At 73.7% G+C, this 16,155-nt stretch carries 15 protein-coding genes; 6 read left to right on the forward strand and 9 right to left on the reverse strand.

The window, feature by feature from the left end:
* Positions 1 to 15: 15 nt before the first annotated feature.
* Entirely contained in the window at positions 16 to 2,220 is a 2,205-nt protein-coding gene (locus ASG70_RS11110; protein ID WP_082590502.1) for a S9 family peptidase, read from the forward strand.
* A gap of 60 nt (positions 2,221 to 2,280) precedes the next feature.
* Complete coding sequence (locus tag ASG70_RS11115; RefSeq protein WP_056883840.1) at positions 2,281 to 4,425, forward strand: SpoIIE family protein phosphatase; 2,145 nt, start codon at positions 2,281 to 2,283, stop codon at positions 4,423 to 4,425.
* Between the two features lie 41 nt (positions 4,426 to 4,466).
* Here the strand turns inward: ASG70_RS11115 and ASG70_RS11120 are convergent, their stop codons facing one another.
* Positions 4,467 to 6,233 (reverse strand): FG-GAP-like repeat-containing protein, encoded by a 1,767-nt coding sequence (locus tag ASG70_RS11120; RefSeq protein ID WP_056883841.1) that lies wholly within the window; start codon positions 6,231 to 6,233, stop codon positions 4,467 to 4,469.
* A gap of 336 nt (positions 6,234 to 6,569) precedes the next feature.
* On the opposite strand from ASG70_RS11120, the gene ASG70_RS19305 reads away from it, so the two are divergent.
* Positions 6,570 to 6,761, forward strand: a complete 192-nt coding sequence (locus ASG70_RS19305) for a hypothetical protein (RefSeq protein WP_156399942.1) — start codon at positions 6,570 to 6,572, stop codon at positions 6,759 to 6,761.
* Between the two features lie 86 nt (positions 6,762 to 6,847).
* Here ASG70_RS19305 and ASG70_RS11125 read toward each other — a convergent pair whose 3' ends face one another.
* Entirely contained in the window at positions 6,848 to 7,204 is a 357-nt protein-coding gene (locus ASG70_RS11125) for a VOC family protein (protein ID WP_056883842.1), read from the reverse strand.
* Positions 7,205 to 7,322: 118 nt separating this feature from the next.
* On the opposite strand from ASG70_RS11125, the gene ASG70_RS11130 reads away from it, so the two are divergent.
* A complete protein-coding gene (locus tag ASG70_RS11130; protein WP_056883843.1) occupies positions 7,323 to 7,943 on the forward strand; it encodes a LysE family transporter in 621 nt (206 codons plus the stop codon).
* 15 nt (positions 7,944 to 7,958) lie between these two features.
* On the opposite strand, the gene ASG70_RS11135 is transcribed toward ASG70_RS11130, so the two are convergent.
* Positions 7,959 to 8,456 carry a GyrI-like domain-containing protein gene (locus ASG70_RS11135; RefSeq protein WP_056884162.1) on the reverse strand — a complete coding sequence of 166 codons (498 nt, stop codon included), beginning with the start codon at positions 8,454 to 8,456 and terminating at the stop codon, positions 7,959 to 7,961.
* A 5-nt stretch (positions 8,457 to 8,461) separates the two neighbouring features.
* Positions 8,462 to 8,752, reverse strand: a complete 291-nt coding sequence (locus ASG70_RS11140; RefSeq protein ID WP_056883844.1) for a hypothetical protein — start codon at positions 8,750 to 8,752, stop codon at positions 8,462 to 8,464.
* Positions 8,753 to 8,890: 138 nt separating this feature from the next.
* Here ASG70_RS11140 and ASG70_RS11145 point away from each other — a divergent pair, with 138 nt between their 5' ends.
* Entirely contained in the window at positions 8,891 to 9,898 is a 1,008-nt protein-coding gene (locus ASG70_RS11145) for a zinc-dependent alcohol dehydrogenase family protein (protein ID WP_056883845.1), read from the forward strand.
* A 25-nt stretch (positions 9,899 to 9,923) separates the two neighbouring features.
* Here the strand turns inward: ASG70_RS11145 and ASG70_RS11150 are convergent, their stop codons facing one another.
* Entirely contained in the window at positions 9,924 to 10,814 is an 891-nt protein-coding gene (locus ASG70_RS11150) for a universal stress protein (protein ID WP_056883846.1), read from the reverse strand.
* Positions 10,815 to 10,865: 51 nt separating this feature from the next.
* Entirely contained in the window at positions 10,866 to 11,180 is a 315-nt protein-coding gene (locus tag ASG70_RS11155) for a 2TM domain-containing protein (protein WP_200949245.1), read from the reverse strand.
* A 156-nt stretch (positions 11,181 to 11,336) separates the two neighbouring features.
* Here ASG70_RS11155 and ASG70_RS11160 point away from each other — a divergent pair, with 156 nt between their 5' ends.
* Positions 11,337 to 12,836: an AAA family ATPase gene (locus ASG70_RS11160; protein WP_200949246.1), complete on the forward strand. Its 1,500-nt coding sequence runs from the start codon at positions 11,337 to 11,339 to the stop codon at positions 12,834 to 12,836.
* A gap of 193 nt (positions 12,837 to 13,029) precedes the next feature.
* Here the strand turns inward: ASG70_RS11160 and ASG70_RS11165 are convergent, their stop codons facing one another.
* The 3 genes from ASG70_RS11165 to ASG70_RS11175 form a co-directional block, all read right to left on the reverse strand.
* Positions 13,030 to 14,313 carry an amidohydrolase gene (locus ASG70_RS11165; RefSeq protein ID WP_200949247.1) on the reverse strand — a complete coding sequence of 428 codons (1,284 nt, stop codon included), beginning with the start codon at positions 14,311 to 14,313 and terminating at the stop codon, positions 13,030 to 13,032.
* Positions 14,314 to 14,372: 59 nt separating this feature from the next.
* The gene (locus ASG70_RS11170; protein ID WP_235531450.1) at positions 14,373 to 15,080 is read right to left on the reverse strand and encodes a trimeric intracellular cation channel family protein; all 708 of its coding nucleotides are present in this window, start codon (positions 15,078 to 15,080) and stop codon (positions 14,373 to 14,375) included.
* 68 nt (positions 15,081 to 15,148) lie between these two features.
* Positions 15,149 to 16,093, reverse strand: a complete 945-nt coding sequence (locus tag ASG70_RS11175) for an AraC family transcriptional regulator (RefSeq protein ID WP_200949248.1) — start codon at positions 16,091 to 16,093, stop codon at positions 15,149 to 15,151.
* Between the last annotated feature and the right edge of the window lie 62 nt (positions 16,094 to 16,155).

The following is a 16,155-nucleotide window of genomic DNA, read 5'->3' on the forward strand; positions in this document are numbered from 1 at the left end:
GCATAGGGTGCCAGCGTGAGCACGCCTGCAGTGACGCCGCCGACTCCTCCGACCCCGCCGTCCGGCACGTCGCCGACGCCACCGCGTGCGGCGCGGCGCGACACCTCGCGCGAGCACCACGGCGACGTGGTGGTCGACCCCTACGAGTGGCTGCGCGACAAGGCTGACCCGGCGGTCGTCAGCCACCTCGAGGCCGAGAACGCCTACGCCGAGGCGGTCACGGCCGACCTCCAGCCGCTGCGCGACGCGATCTTCGAGGAGATCCGCTCGCGCACGCAGGAGACCGACCTGTCGGTGCCGGTGGCGAGCGGGCCGTGGTGGTACTACTCGCGCAGCTACGAGGGCTCGCAGTACTCCGTGGAGTGCCGGTGCCCGCGCGTGGAGGGCGCACCCCGCCCGATGCCCGAGGCGCAGGCTCAGGTCGAGGGCGAGCAGGTGCTGCTCGACGGCAACCTCGAGGCCCGCGGCCACGACTTCTTCGCCCTCGGCGCCCTGTCCGTCAGCCCCGACCACCGCCTGCTCGCGTATGCCGTGGACACCGAGGGCGACGAGCGCTTCGCCCTGCGCGTCAAGGACCTCACCACCGGGGACGTCGTCGACACCGCGGTGCGCGAGGTCGGGTACGGCTGCGTGTTCTCCCTCGACGGCCGCTACCTGTTCTACACGCGGGTCGACGAGACCTGGCGCCCGCACCAGGTGTGGCGGCACGAGGTCGGCGGCCCCACGGAGGCCGACGTGCTGGTGCACCAGGAGGACGACGAGCGCTTCTGGATGGGCCTGGGGTCCTCCCGCGACGACCGCTGGATCATGGTCGGCCTGGGGTCCAAGACGACCTCGGAGGTCATGCTGCTCGACGCCGCCGACCCCACGGGCACACCGAGGGTGGTGGCGCCGCGCCGGGAGGGCGTCGAGTACGACGTCGAGCCGGGCCCGGACCGCCTGCTCATCGTCCACAACGCCGACCACGTCGACTCCGACCTCGCCTGGGCCCCGCTGGACGCCACGTCCGCCGACCAGTGGCAGCCGCTCATGGCCTCGGCGCCGGGGGAGCGGTTCCAGGGCGTGGAGGCGTTCGACGACGTCGCCGTCCTGTCGCTGCGCCGCGACGGCCTGACCGCCCTGCGCGTGCTCGACCGCGACCCCTCGAGCGGGTCCGGCTACGGCGCGAGCCACGACCTGTTCTTCGACGAGCCGGTCTACTCGGTCGGCCTCGGCGAGAACCCCGAGAGCGCCACCACCGCCCTGCAGGTCGTCTTCGAGTCGATGGTCACCCCGCGCACCGTCATGGACTACGACGTCCGCACCCGCGAGTACACCGTGCTCAAGCGGCAACCCGTCCTCGGGGGCTACGACCCGTCGCAGTACGAGCAGCGGCGCGAGTGGGCCACGGCGGCCGACGGCACCCGCGTGCCGGTCTCCATCGTCCACCCCGCCGGCGCGACCCCCGACGGCACCCGGCCGGGCATGCTGGCGGCGTACGGGTCCTACGAGCTCTCCTCGGACCCCTACTTCTCCGTCGCCCGGCTGTCGCTGCTGCAGCGCGGCTTCGTCTACGCCATCGCGCACGTGCGCGGCGGCGGGGAGCTCGGGCGCCGCTGGTACGACGACGGCAAGCTGCTGCAGAAGAAGAACACCTTCACCGACTTCGTCGACTGCGCGAACCACCTGGTCGAGGCCGGCTGGGTCCACCCGAACCGGCTGGTCGCCGAGGGCGGCTCGGCCGGTGGCCTGCTCATCGGGGCCGCCGTCAACCTCGCCCCCGAGCGGTTCCGCGCGGTCCACGCGGCCGTGCCGTTCGTCGACGCGCTGACGACCATCCTCGACCCGAGCCTGCCGCTGACCGTCGTGGAGTGGGAGGAGTGGGGCGACCCCCTGCACGACCCCGACGTCTACGCGTACATGAAGTCCTACTCGCCCTACGAGAACGTGCGGGACGCGGCCTACCCGGCGGTGCTGGCGACCACGTCGCTCAACGACACGCGTGTCTACTTCACCGAGCCGGCCAAGTGGGTGGCCCGGCTGCGCGAGCACACCACGAGCGACCCGGTGGAGCGCCCGGTGCTGCTGCGCACCGAGATGGTCGCGGGCCACGGCGGCAAGAGCGGCCGCTACGACTCCTGGCGGCAGGTGGCGTGGGAGTGGGCGTTCCTCATCAGCCAGGTCGGGGCAACCGAGGTGGAAGCCGCACCGGTGCAGGACTCCACCCAAATTGCCCGCTGACCAGCGGTCACCTCGCGGGTACCGGGCCCTACCCTGTGTGGTGGCGGAAGGCGGAGTGCGTTGAGTGAGGGCAAGGCGCGTGGTGCGCGTCGTTTCGCTGCCCTCCTGGACTGGTCCGGCACCACCATCGGGGCTCCCGACCAGTGGCCGACGGCGCTGCAGGTGACGTGGGACCTCGCCCTGGCGTGCCCACTGCCCATGGCGCTGTTCGTCGGTGACGACCACGTCCTGCTCTACAACGACGCCTTCGCCGAGCAGCTCGGCGACCGGCACCCCCACGCGTTCGGCCGGCCGGCGTCGGAGGTGGTCCCCGAGGTGTGGGGCGGCTCGCACCTGGGCGCCCTGTTCGACGCGACGATGGCTGACGACCGCTCGTTCCTCGACGAGGGCACCGAGCTCCGGGCGTCGGGTGACCTCGCCGACGACACCCCGATCCTCGGGCACTTCCTGCGCACCGGCTCACCGGTGCACGACGAGGACGGGCGCGTCATCGCCCTGCTGCACATCGCGGTCGAGACGTCCTCCTCGCTCGACCGGGCCCGCACCGTCACGGGGCTGGCCACGGCGCTGGCAGTGGCGGTCACCGTCGACGACGTGTGCAAGGTGGTGCTGCGCGAGTCGGTCTCGGCGTTCGGTGCCCTGTCGGTGGGCATCTGCCTGCCGTCGCCCGGACCGGGCGGTTGGCGGATGGCGCGCCGGCACCGCATCGAGGACCTGTCGCCGGACGAGGAGAGGCTGCCGCTGATCTGGTCCGAGGTGCCCGAGGACCTCGCCGACGTCGTCTCCCGCTCCCTGGACCACGGGGAGCCGTACGTGTCCGACGGCGCCGAGCTCGTCGCCGTACCGCTGCGTGCGCGCAGCACGGACGCGGCAGTCGTCGTCTTCAGGGAGTCCACGCCGCTGCCACGGGACGTCGTGGCGGTCCTGTCGGCGTTCACCGACCTCGTCGGCGAGGCGCTCGGCCGCGCGGTGGCCTACGACGCCGAGCGCTCGACCGCAGAGCTGCTCCAGCGCACCCTCCTGCCGCCGAGCCTGCCGCAGTCCGACGAGATCTCGATCGCCGCACGCTACGAGCCGGTGTCGGAGGGCACGGTCGCCGGCGGCGACTTCTACGACTCGTTCTTCCTGCCCGACGGGCGGCTCGCCCTGGTGATCGGCGACGTCGTCGGCCGGGGGGTCATGGCCGCCACGGTCATGGGCCAGGTGCGCGCCGCCGTCCGCGGTGCCGCCATGACCGACCCGCGGCCCGAGTCGGTCATGACCTCGCTCGACCGCGTCGTGTGGGACCTCGACGCCCTGTGGCCGGCGTCGATGCCGCTCGGGTCCACCCGTGCGCGCCCCGGGATGGCGTTCGGGGGCGAGCTGTTCGTGACCATGCTCTACGGCACGGTGTCGCCGGAGACGGGCGTCGTCGAGGTCGCGAGCGCCGGTCACCCGGTGCCGGTCCTGCTCTCCGGACGCGCGGCGCGCGACGACGGCCACCCCCGGGTCCGCCTGGTCGACATGGCGGTCGGGCCGCCGCTGGGCCTCTCGGGGCACCGGCCCACCCACCGCCAGCTCCTCGAGGTGGGGGACATGCTGGTGATCTACACCGACGGGCTCATCGAGCGTCGCGACGAGACCCTCGACGCGGGGGAGGAGCGGCTGCTCGCTGCGCTCGCCGACGTGCCGCCGAGCAGCCCCCGCAGCGTCGCCCAGCTGGTCATGGAGGCGATGGTCCCCGAATCCGGCCAGGAGGACGACTGCGCCGTCCTCACCGTCGGCCGGTCACCGGTGGGGCACCGCCGGGCCGCCATCGTGGTCCCGCCCATGCCGGAGTCGGTCAAGGCGGCCCGGGACTGGGCCCGGGAGCAGCTCGACCTCTGGACCGTCGACGAGGCCGACCAGTACACCATCGTCACCGGCATCTCCGAGCTCATCACCAACGCCGTCCTGCACGCCGGCACCGAGTCGCACCTGACCCTCGACCTCGACACCGGGGTCGTCGCGGTCACGGTGGCCGACAGCGGCAACCGCGGTGAGCCGTTGCTGACCGGGGGCGAGACGATGGCGGTGCGCGGGCGCGGGCTGTCCCTCGTGCGCGCCGTCAGCGACGCCTTCGGGGCCCATCGCACGTCGGCGGGGACGACGGTGTGGTTCGAGGTGGAGGTGGCCCTCGCCGACGCGGGGGTCGACGCGGGGATCGGCGTCGGCGACCGCCACTGACGCCCGCCGGCGACCGTCACCGACCCCGGCGTGCGCCGAGGTCAGCGGGCCCCGACGTAGGCGGTGTCAAGCGGCCAGCCGCTGCGCCCGACCTGGGTGCCGGAGCCCGAGAGCCAACCCCCCTTGCCGTTGCCGTAGTAGGCCGTCCACGTGCCGGAGGTGGTCAGGGCGAGCACGTCGGAGAACCCGTCACGGTTGAGGTCGCCGGCGCCGGTGAGGGTGACGAACGGCTGCCAGCCGGTGCCGACCTGCCTGCTGTAGACCGACCAGCCGCCCTTGCCGTTGCCGGCGTACAGCCACAGGGTGCCGTCGCTGCGGCGGCGGGCAAGGAGGTCCGGCCGGCCGTCGCCGGTGAGGTCGCCGGGTGAGAACACCTGGTCGAAAACCTGCCAGCCGGTGGCGACGCGGGTCTCCGTGGCGGCGAGCCCCGACGAGGTGCCGCGGTAGAGCCAGAGCGTGCCGTCGCTGCGGCGGCGGGCCAGGACGTCGGGTCTGCCGTCGCCGGTGAAGTCGCCGGGGGAGACCACGGCGTCGAAGATGCCCCAGCCGGAGCCGATGCGCGTGGGGGCGCCGAAGGTGGCGTTGCCGGTGCCGCGCAGGAGGTAGAGGTCGCCTCCCGCGGTGCGGGTGACGACGTCGGCGACGGCGTCGCCGGTGAAGTCACCGGGGGTGACGACGTCCGCCACGCTGGCCCAGCTCCCGGCCAGGCTGCGCCCGGTGACGTCGGCCGGGCTGTCGTGGAGCACGACCCCCTGCGTCGCCGACAGGGAGACCAGGTCGGAGTCGATGGTGGCGTCGAGCCCGAGGGCGACCGGCGGCGCGGCATACGAGCGGATGAGGGCTCGCCACGTCGCGGCATCGGTGACCCCGCTCCCGGTGACGCCCTGACGCTTCTGCCAGGCGACGAGAGCTGCCTGCATGGTCGAGGTGAAGGACCCGGACGCCGTCGTGCCGATGGCGCTCTGCACGGCCTGGACCGCGGGGCCCGTGCTGCCCGAGCGCAGGTACATGCCCGAGAACGACACCAGCTGCTTGCCGAGGCTGCTCGCCGAGGGCACCGCCTTGACCGCCGGGGGCACCTGGCAGCGCGTCAGGTTGGCGCTGCTGCGCGGCGAGGCCCAGCTGAGGGCCCACGAGCGGCACGGGCCCCACTCCGGCGGCGCGACCTGCTTGGACCAGTAGGAGCTGCGCTGCATGGCGCCCGACCAGGACAGGGAGATGTGCACGTGGTTGCGGTGGCAGGCGGTGTCGTAGGACGTGGCCGCCTTTGCCGTGGACAGGCACCCCTGGTACTCCACCCAGCCGTCTGCCGGACGGTAGGCCGACCAGGTCCTGTTGTTCCAGATCAGGTACATGACGCCGAGCCGGCGCGCCATGGCGTAGGTGTTGCCGGCCCGGTCGGTCGCGAGCATCCAGCCGAGGGCGGCGTTGGCCTGCGCCTTCTGGGTGGTGTTGCGGACACTGGCGATCCAGTCGACCGCGCGCCCGTCGTAGTGCTCGGAGGTGGCCAGGGAGTCCGAGCCGCAGGCCCGTGCCGACCCGTACGTCGTGCCCGGGTAGGTGCGAACCAGCAACGCCCCCAGGGCGGCGGTGCCCGGCTTCGCCCTGGCGTCGCAGGAGTTCGCCCCGACGTAGGAGGACAGGGCCTCGATCCCGGTGGGCAGCCCCGTCGGCGTGGGTGGCACCGATGTCGCGGCGGAGGCGCTCGGGCCCGTGGCCGCCACCGTGGCGACGAGGGCCAGCACGAGCATGGCGGTGCTCGCGACCCTGCGCGGCAGGAGGGTGCGGAGGCGGCGGGAGGTGGTCATGGGGCAGCTCCGGGACGGCTCAGGCGGCTGGTCGCGCTGTTCCTCGCGGGGAGGACCTGGGGAGGACCTCGGGAGGACCCGGAGAGGACCTCTGGAGGACCCGGGGAGGATCGCGGTCGCAGCAGTGTGGGGGAGTGTCCAGTTTGTGGCATCTGTACCCGGATGGGCCCACGCGTTCCCGGATGCCACCCGTTTGCGGTTGCGAGGCATCATACGAATGGGTGACGATGTCAGCAGAATGGATGAGTGGACGCGTCACAGCGTGCGTCCCGGACGCCGAGCCGCCCATCCTCGACTCTGTGCCCCTGGTTGGGCACGCGTCCGGAGGTGGGTCACGTGAGAAAGGTCGGTGCGGCGATGTGGCAGCTGTTCCTGGAGCGCTTCGTTCCCCTCGTGGACGACGACGTGTCGGCTCTCGACCGGCTCGACGGTGTCGGGGCCTCGGCCTCCCGTCGCACCCCCGCCCGTGACGTCGCCGGCCCGGCGGTCGCCCAGGGCGGTGACTCCTCGCTGCTCCCGCTCCCCTGAGCGGCGCGGCCGCTGACCGCGACGGCCGCGGCACCGCCACCACGTCGTAGGGCCCCCGACCACTGGTCGGGGGCCCTACGACGTCCTCAGTCGGTGCAGAGGCAGAACGGGTGCCCGGCGGGGTCGAGGAACACCCGGAAGGAGGTGCCGGGCTGGTGCTCGTGCCGGGTCGCGCCGAGCCTGACGACCTCGGCCTCCGCCTCGTCGAGGTCGTCGACCACCACGTCGAGGTGCATCTGCTGGGGCGCCTCCTGGGAGGGCCACCGAGGAGGCGTGTAGTCGTCCACCTGCTGGAAGCAGATGCACTGGCCGTAGTCGGCGCGCACCTCCCCCCAGCCGGGGGAGATGTCGACCTTCCAGTCGAGCATCGCGCCGTAGAACGTCGCGAGGGCGCCGGCGTCGGGGCAGTCGAGGACGATGCTGGGGAACCGTGCGATGGCCATGGCGGCACGGTACGCCCGGTTGCGGACGCTCGGCGTCCGCAACGTCCCGGGGTCACGTCCGGCTCACGTCGCGGACCACGTGGAGGCGCTCGCGTGGCCGAAACTACACTCTCGCACCGTGTCGTGGTCGCTCTGGTTCACCCTGCTGGCTGCCGCGGTCCTCATCTCGCTGACCCCCGGCGCCGGTGCCATCAACACGATGTCCAACTCCATCGGCTGGGGCTGGGCCCGCTCGATCTGGGGCATCCTCGGGCAGCAGCTCGCCCTCCTCGTGCACATCGCGGTCGTGGCGGCCGGGGTGGGGGTCCTGGTCGCCGGATCTCCGTTGCTGTTCAACGTGATCCGCTATGCCGGCGCCGCCTACCTCGTGCTCCTCGGGGTGCGGCAGCTGCGCGGGAGACCGGCGCCCGTCGACGACGAGGCGCCGGCAGGCGGCGGCTCACGGTGGTCGATGATGCGCCAGGGCGTGCTGGTCAACCTGACCAACCCCAAGGCCGTCGTGTTCTTCCTCGCCTTCACGCCGCAGTTCATCCGGCCCGACCGGCCGCTGGCCACGCAGTACGCGGTGCTCGCGGCGACGGTCGTGCTCGTCGACGTCCTCGTCATGTGGTTCGTCTTCGCGGTGGCGGCCCGGGGGCTGCGCCGGCTGACGCGCAGCGAGGGCGGCCAGCGGCGCCTCAACAAGATCTTCGGAGGACTCTTCGTCGGGGTCGGTGCACTCCTCGCGACCATCCACTGACGGTCGGGGTCCCGCTCAGCCGGAGCCGCCCCCGGGGCGCGTCGGCAGGACGACGACGGTCCGCGGCTGGGCGACGTCCGGACCGTCGAGGTAGACCTCCCACGCGTCGCCGGCCGGGACCAGGCCGTGCTGCGCGGCATATCCGTGCAGCGCCTCGTGGGCGTCGCGGCTGCGCGCGTAGTCGCCGCGGTGGGTCGTGCGCAGGGCCGGGCCACCGGGCAGGTGCGACGCCTTGACGTCGCCCTGCCCCAGCACCATCCCGCTGACGGGGAAGCCCGCCTCGAGCTCGAAGGCGCCGTCCGCGTCGGGCCGCAGGCGGACGAAGGGCGGCCCTGACACGTGCATGCCGTCCTGCCCCGCCACCTCGGCGACGCGTGCGAACGCCGCACCGACGAACGGCCCGATCCCCGCCTCGTCGACGGTGTCACGGACCACGAGCGTGGGCTGGTCGTGCAGTGTGACCTGCTCGACCTCGTACGCCACGCCGCTCCCGCGGTCCTGCGCGGTGTCCATGGACGTCACCAGGGTGGCCGCGGCCACGCCGCCGAGCGGCGACGCTCCTCGCCGTGCGGGTGCAGCCGCCGCAGGTGACGGCGCCGCCTGAGCTCCTGGGTGATGCGCGCCTGGTCGTGCAGGACGGCCTCGCGCTCGGGCGAGCCGGCGCGGACCGACCCGGCCGCGCCGGGGGACCGCAAGGCCTCCTCGCAGGCGGCGAGCCGCTGCAGGAGGTCGCGCAGGGTGAGGTGGGTGAGGTGCTCCGTCAGGGCGCTCTGCTCGGTGCGGGGCGCTTCAGACGTCGTCGGCTGCATGCCTTCTCCCTTGTTCCGGTGTGGACGTTCACACACCTGGTCAGTCCAGTGAACGCCGCGAGGCCACGTCCACGTCAGGGACCTAGGTCCCGGGTCGGCCGGCGGTGACGTCGGAACCTCAGGAGGAGGAGGGCGCGGATGAGGGCGTGGGAGGTCACGGGCGAGGCGGGCACCCTCGGGCGCGTGCGGCTGGGCGAACGGCCGGTCCCGGTCGCCGGGCCGGGAGAGGTGCTGGTCAGGGTCGAGGCCTGCGGGGTGTGCCGCACCGACCTGCACGTCGCCGACGGGGACCTGCCGATGCGTCGCCGGCGGGTCGTGCCGGGCCACGAGGTCGTCGGCACCGTGGTCGAGGGTGTGGCCCAGGGAAGGTTCGCGGTGGGCGACCGCGTGGGCGTCGCCTGGCTGCGCCACACGTGCGGGGAGTGCCGCTGGTGCCGCCGCGGCGCCGAGAACCTCTGCACCCGTGCGCAGTTCACGGGGTGGGACCACGACGGTGGCTACGCGGAGCACGTCGTGGTGCCCTCCGCCTACGCCTACCGGGTGCCCGGCGACCTCTCTCCCGAGCAGGCGGCCCCGCTGCTGTGCGCCGGCATCATCGGGTACCGGGCGCTGCGGCGGACCGGGCTGCCACCGGGCGGCCGGCTCGGCCTGTACGGCTTCGGGGCGAGTGCGCACCTCACGGCCCAGCTCGCCATCGCCCAGGGCAGCGAGGTGCACGTCCTGACCCGCGGCGCGGGTGCACGCGAGCTCGCCCTCGAGCTGGGCGCGGCGTCGGCCGGTGACGCGTACGACGCGCCGCCGGTGCCGCTGGACGCGGCGATCGTCTTCGCGCCGGTCGGCGACCTGGTGCCGGTGGCCCTCGAGGCCCTGGACCGCAGCGGGACGCTGGTGCTCGCCGGGATCCACCTCAGCGACGTGCCGCCCCTGGACTACCAGCGGCACCTGTTCCTGGAGAAGCGGCTGACCTCGGTGACAGCGAACACCCGCGCCGACGGGGAGGAGCTGCTGCGCCTGGCGTCCGCCCTGTCGGTGCGCGCAGCCGTGACGACGTACCCGTTCGAGGCGGCCGACGTCGCTCTGGAGGACCTGTCCAGCGGCCGGCTGACCGGGGTGGCGGTCCTGTCGGGGTGGTCCGCGGGCGGCTGAGCCGACAGGCGCTGAGCCGGCAGGCTCAGTCGGGCTCGGGCCGGACCACCATCACCGGGCAGTGCGCGTGGTGCAGGACGCCCTGGCTGACCGACCCCAGCAGCAGCCCGCGGAACCCGCCGCGGCCGCGGCTGCCGACGACGACCAGCTCCGCCTCGCGCGACAGCTCGGCGAGCGCCTCCACGGGGTGGGCGTTGAGCACGCGCACCCGCACGTCGACGTCCGGGAACTTCTGGGACCAGTCGGCCACCGCCTGGGCGGTGAGGTCGCTGGCCTGACGAACCATCCTGTCCTGCAACGCTTCTGCGTCCACGAGTGGGAAGTTGCTGTCGTCGTAGTCGAGCAGCCACGTGTGCACCACGGTGGGGGGTGCCTGCCGGGCGTGGGCCTCGTCGAAGGCCTCACCGATCGCGGTGGTGCTCAGCGGCGAGCCGTCCGACCCGACCACCACCCCCGACGCCGGCGACGACGTCGTGGGGAGCTCGCGGACCACGACCACCGGGCAGTGGGCCCGGGCCGCCACGTCGACCGAGGAGGACCCCAGGAAGGCGCTCGACACCGTACCCCGCCCGCGCGCCCCGACGACGACGAGGCCGGCCCCGGTGGAGGCGTCGACGAGCAGGGCGCCGGGGCTGCCGATGCCGGTGGCCGTGCTCACGGGGGTCGACGGCGAGACGCTGTGGATGCGTTGCTCCGCCTCGTGCAGCACCCGCTTGGCTACCTCGTCGGAGGCGGCCATCAGGGGCTCGATGTGGGGGCCCTGGACGGGGACGCTACGGCCGTGGACGAGCTTGATGGCGCAACGACGCCGGACGGCCTCGTCGATGGCCCAGTCGAGGGCGTTGCGGGTGTGGGGGCGGCCGTCGACGCCGACGACGACCGGTCGGGTGGTGGCTCGCAGGTCGGTGGTGCTCACGGGTGCTCCTCGCGGTGGTCGGTGCGGTTGCTGGGTGGGGTGCTGCGGGAGTCAGGCGTGCCGGTTGTGGCGGCGCAGGCGCTCCATCTCGGCCTCGACCTGGTCCGGGCGCGGCTCGGGCCGCAGGACGTCCCAGGCGTGGAAGACCAGCCCAATGCCCCAGCCGAAGAGGGGGAAGAGCGGCCAGAAGAAGTGGTGACCGGTCGCATACCAGACCGCCACCAGCAGGAGGTTGACCATCACGTAGGACAGCACGTGGGCCATCAGGCCGCGCTTGTCCTTCAACCGCTTGAGGGCCTGCTCGCGCAGCTCGCCCAAGTCCTCGGTGGGGCCGGCGCCAGTGGGGGTGCGTACGTCGTCTGACATCCGGACCATCTCCCTTCCCGTCCCAGCATCGGTCTGCTGGGCGCACGGACGGCGGGTCGTTGGTCCCGCATCCGGCCTGACCGCAGCGAGGGCGACCGGCACCGAGGGGGACCATGGACCCGAGGAGGGCGGGGCAGCCGGTGCGAGTCTGGCTCCATGGCTGAGGTCATGGAGGCCGCAGGCTGGGGCGCCGAGGTCCGGGAGACCCACTCGGCCGTCGTCCTGCTCATGGGGGACCGGGCCTACAAGGTGAAGAAGCCGGTCGACCTCGGGTTCCTCGACTTCACCACCCGCGCCGCGCGCGAGGCGGCCATCCGTCGCGAGCTCGTCCTCAACCGGCGGCTGACACCGGACGTCTACCTGGGGGTGCTCGAGGTCCGCGACCCGGACGGAGGGCCGTGCGAGCACCTGCTGGCGATGCGCCGCATGCCGGAGGACCGCCGGTTGTCCACGCTGGTCCGCGCGGGGGCGGACGTCGGGCACGACCTGCGCCGGCTGGCCAAGGACCTGGCCGCCTTCCATGCCACGGCGCGCACGGGCGACGACATCGCACGCTGCGGCTCCGCCGAGGCGCTGCGGAAGCGGTGGGAGGACAACGTGCAGGGGCTGCGCGACCACCCGGTGACGACGGTCGGCGCCGAGCTGGCGGACCGGGTGGAGGAACTGGCCCTCGAGTTCGTCGACGGGCGCACGCCGCTGCTGCAGAGCCGGGTGGAGGCGGGGCTGGTGCGGGACGGCCACGGCGACCTGCTCGCCGACGACATCTTCTGCGTGCCCGAGGGCCCGCGGGCGCTGGACTGCCTCGACTTCTCCGACGAGCTGCGCTGGATGGACGTGCTCGACGACGCCGCCAGCCTCGCCACCGACCTGGAACGGCTCGGCAGCCCGCGATTGGGCGAGCAGTTCCTGCACGACTACGCGGAGTTCTCCGGGACCCGCCAGCCGCCGTCGCTGCGGCACCACTACGCCGCCTACCGCGCGGTGATGCGCGCCAAGGTCGCCGCCATCCGGGCGGCCGGGCACCACACGCGCACCGGTGCCGACGCCGACGAGGCGGGGCTGCTCTGTGACATCGGGCTGTCCCACCTGCGTCGGGGGCGGGTGCGGCTGGTGCTCGTCGGCGGTCCGCCTGGGTCCGGCAAGACGACCCTGTCGGCTGCTCTCGCCGACCGGCTGGGGGCGGTGCTGCTGGCCAGCGACGTGGAGCGCAAGAGCCTCGCCGGTATGGCGCCGTCGGTGCACGCGCCCGCGGCCCTGGGGGAGGGCATCTACACCGCAGGCATGACGGTGCGGACCTACACCTCGCTCGCCGCTCGCGCCGCGCTGCTGCTCGGCATGGGGGAGACGGTCGTCGTCGACGCGTCCTTCTCGGCAGCCGACCTGCGCGAGCAGTTCCGGTCGCTGGCCAGGACCGCCAGCACCCCCGTGGTCGAGCTCGTCTGCTCCGCACCCGGACGGGTCGTCGAGGACCGGCTGCGCTCGCGGGCGAGCCGACCCGACGCGCTGAGCGACGCCGACTGGTCGGTCGGCCGCCGGGTGGCGGCCCTGGCCGAACCCTGGCCCGAGGCGTCGGTGGTGCACACCGGCACGTCCCGCGAGGCGGCCCTCACCCACGCCCTGCACCACCTCGGGACAGGGGCGGCGGACCCCTCGTGAGGGTGGGTGAGGATGCGGCAGGGTGCATGCCACCCGGGACCGACGCCTGCTGCGACGTCACTAGGGACCATGGTCCCTAGTGGGGTGGCCCGGTCCCGGCGACGCTGTCGAGCGGGGCCGGTGCCGCGGTGTGGGGCCGTAGGCGTCGTGGCCGCCCGCTCTCCCGCGAGGGGCGCCGGGGAGAGCGAGGCGGTCAGGGGGTGGCCGGCGCCTCCTGTGGCCCGAGCCACGCGAGGGCCGCCACCACGAGCGCTGCGGTCCCGGTGTCGAGCGTCGGCTGCATCACGGGTGCGAAGGCAGCGGAGTGGTTGACAGGGATGTCCTGTGCGACGCGGCCCGCCTGTTCGGCCGCGCGGTACGCGTCAGGGGCGCTTCCACCGATACCCCAGTAGGAGTAGGGGATCCCCAGTGCCTTCGGGATGTCGCTGAAGTCCTCGCTCGCGCTCTGCAGGGGCAGGGTCCCCGCGCGCGAGCCGAAGTACGCGCTGAACGCGTCGCGCACCCGCGCCGTCGTGTCCTCGTCGTTGGTCGTGGCCGGGAAGCGGTCGAACAGCTCGAAGTCCGGTTCGCGTGGGCTGGCGGAGGCCTGGCACTCGGCGACCACGATGCGGCGGATGGCGTCGAGCACCGTCGTGCGGGTCTGCTCGTCGTAGGTGCGGACGTTCAGCTCCAGGACCGCGCTGTCGCCGATCACGTTGCTCTTGGTGCCGGCATGGATGCTGCCGACGGTCACCACCGCGGTCTCGGTGGGGGCCACCTCGCGGGAGACGACCGTCTGCAGGCGCACGACGACCATGGCTGCCAGCACCACCGGGTCGACGGACGCCTGGGGCATCGACCCGTGGGCGCCGCGCCCGTACACGGTGACCCGCAGGCTGTCGGCTGCGGAGAGCACCGGCCCCGTCCGCGTGCCGACGGTCCCCGCCGGCATCGGGAGGACGTGCTGGGCGAGGGCGACGTCCACGTCGCCGACCTTCGTCGCGAGGGAGTCCTCGACCATCCGGCGGGCACCGTCACCGAGCTCCTCAGCCGGCTGGAAGAGGGCGACCAGCGTCCCGGCCCACTCGTCGCGGTGCAACGCGAGCAGGGTGGCAGCGCCGAGCAGGCACGTCACGTGGACGTCGTGGCCACAGGCGTGCATCACCGGGACGTGGGTTCCGGTGGCGTCCGTGGCGCTGTCGGTGCTGGCGTAGGGGAGCCCGGTCGCCTCCAGGACGGGGAGCGCGTCCATGTCGGCACGCAGGAGGACCGTCTTCCCTTCGCCGTTGCGCAAGGTCGCGACCACCCCGGTGCCGCCCACGTGCTCGACCACCTCGTACCCGGAGTCGCGCAGCCGGGCAGCCACGGCGCCGGCCGCGCGGTGCTCCTGGTGGGAGAGCTCGGGGTGCTGGTGCAGGTCCCGGTAGAAGTCCTCCTGCCACGGGCGCACCGTGGGCAGGTCGGCGAGCACTGCACCGGCAGGGCGGGTGTCGTTCATGGTGCCTCCGGGGTGTTGGGCGACGGGGTGTGGTCCTCGACCGGGGAGCGGCGGGGGCCTCAGGCGTCGGGGGCCGGCTTCGGGGGGTGGCCGGAACGACGGCGCCGGCCGTCCTTGGACCGCAGGCGTGGATGGCGTCGTACGACGCGCGCCGGCGACCAGGCGTCGGCGGACGGCAGGATCCAGCCGCGCCACCGGGCGGCGAGGCACAACCCCGCGCCGGAGAGCAGGCCCACCACCGAGCCGGCCGTGGGGTGGCCGGTCTCGCTCAGCCAGGCGAGGGCGCCGGCTCCCACCAGGGCGGCGGTGGCGTAGAGGGTGTTGCCGCCCAGGATGCCGGGGACCCTGCGGAGCACGAGGTCCCGCACCGCACCTCCACCGACGGCGGTGACCGTGCCGAGCAGGATCGCGGGCAGCCAGCCCAGCCCCGCCCCGAGCGTCTTCTGGGCTCCTGCCGTCGCCCAGCAGCCGAGGGCCACGGCGTCGACCACCGGCCACAGCCGGTCCCAGGCCCGGCCGCGGACCCGGAGCAGGAAGGTCACCGCCGCGCCGAGAAGGGCGGTGAGGAGGTAGGCGTAGTCGGTCAGGGCCACGGGCGGCCCGTGCTGGAGCAGGACGTCGCGGATGATCCCGCCGCCCAGCCCCGAGAGGACCGCCAGGGTCGCGAAGCCGATCGGGTCCAGCCGCTCCTGCCGGGCGATCAGCCCGCCGAGGAGGGCGTTGCCGAGGACGCCGGTGAGGTCGAGGACACGGAAGACCTCACCCACACCAGCACTCTGCACCCACCCAGCATCCACGCCGAGGCCCACCGGCGCGACCGCGGTCACCTGGTCGGTCAGGACTGGAGGGTCGTGGAGGGTGACTGGCCGAACCGGTGCCGGTAGTCGGCGGCGAACCTGCCCGTGTGGCTCAGACCCCACCGGACGGCCACCTCGGTCACCGTGGTGGCGTCCTGTGCGTGCACGAGGTCGTGGTGGGCCCGGTCCAGGCGCACCTCGTGCAGGTACTGGAAGGGGCTGCGCCCCACGTACTCCCGGAACCCCTGCTGCAGCCGGCGCACGCTGACACCGGCGAGCTCAGCCAGCTCGGACGGGGTCCACGGTCGGGCGGGGTCGTCCTCGATCGCGGCGACGACGCGGCGCACGATCCGGGGTCGGGTGCCCCGGGCTTCCGCGGGCTCCTCCGGCGCGCCGGTGAGCAGCAGCCCCGTCACCAGCAGCTCTCCGAGCTGTCGCTGCATCCGAGGGTCGGCCAACAGCCCCGGTGAACCGGACGTCACCCGGTCGAGGGCGCTCGTGAGCCATGCCAGCCAGTCGCGGCCCGCCGCGGAGCGCAGGTCGAGCTGCAGGGGGAGGGGACGTGGCCGGCGGGCGAGGACCCGCTCGTACTCGCGCCGCAGGAACTCCTCGTCGACCCGGAAACCCACCAGCGTGCAGGACGGGTCCCACGACGGGAGCTGCATCGCCGTGTCCGGGGGGCAGACGGTGGCTCGCTCGGAGTCGGACACCAGGGCCACGCCGGCGACGCGGTGCTCGAGCCGACCGGACGCGGCGATGTTCACCGCCCACGCCCCCGGGTGGTCGGTGTGCACGCGGACGGTCGCCCCGAGGGTCATGCGCGTGACCCGGCACGGCCCGAGGTCGACGACGCCCACCTCGGACAGGCCGGCCGGGCCCCGCGACAGGGGGCGCATGGAGTGCGGGAAGTACGCCTGGGCAACGGCGTCGTGGACGCCCTCCCAGTCGTCGAACGTGGGAGCCGAGGTGAAGACGTGGCTCAACGGGGACCTCCTCGTCCCATGGTCGTGCGCCATTGTCGCCGAGCGGGGGGACCGGGCTCAAC

The organism is Phycicoccus sp. Soil748 (assembly GCF_001428025.1).
Classification (GTDB): Bacteria; Actinomycetota; Actinomycetes; order Actinomycetales; family Dermatophilaceae; genus Pedococcus.

Excerpts from the sequence above, each read along its gene's own strand:
- ASG70_RS11120 (WP_056883841.1), bottom strand. The coding sequence starts at position 6,233 with ATGACCACCTCCCGCCGCCTCCGCACCCTCCTGCCGCGCAGGGTCGCG.
- ASG70_RS11125 (WP_056883842.1), bottom strand. The coding sequence starts at position 7,204 with ATGGCCATCGCACGGTTCCCCAGCATCGTCCTCGACTGCCCCGACGCC.
- ASG70_RS11135 (WP_056884162.1), bottom strand. The coding sequence starts at position 8,456 with ATGGACACCGCGCAGGACCGCGGGAGCGGCGTGGCGTACGAGGTCGAG.
- ASG70_RS11140 (WP_056883844.1), bottom strand. The coding sequence starts at position 8,752 with ATGCAGCCGACGACGTCTGAAGCGCCCCGCACCGAGCAGAGCGCCCTG.
- ASG70_RS11145 (WP_056883845.1), top strand. The coding sequence starts at position 8,891 with ATGAGGGCGTGGGAGGTCACGGGCGAGGCGGGCACCCTCGGGCGCGTG.
- ASG70_RS11155 (WP_200949245.1), bottom strand. The coding sequence starts at position 11,180 with ATGTCAGACGACGTACGCACCCCCACTGGCGCCGGCCCCACCGAGGAC.
- ASG70_RS11160 (WP_200949246.1), top strand. The coding sequence starts at position 11,337 with ATGGCTGAGGTCATGGAGGCCGCAGGCTGGGGCGCCGAGGTCCGGGAG.
- ASG70_RS11165 (WP_200949247.1), bottom strand. The coding sequence starts at position 14,313 with ATGAACGACACCCGCCCTGCCGGTGCAGTGCTCGCCGACCTGCCCACG.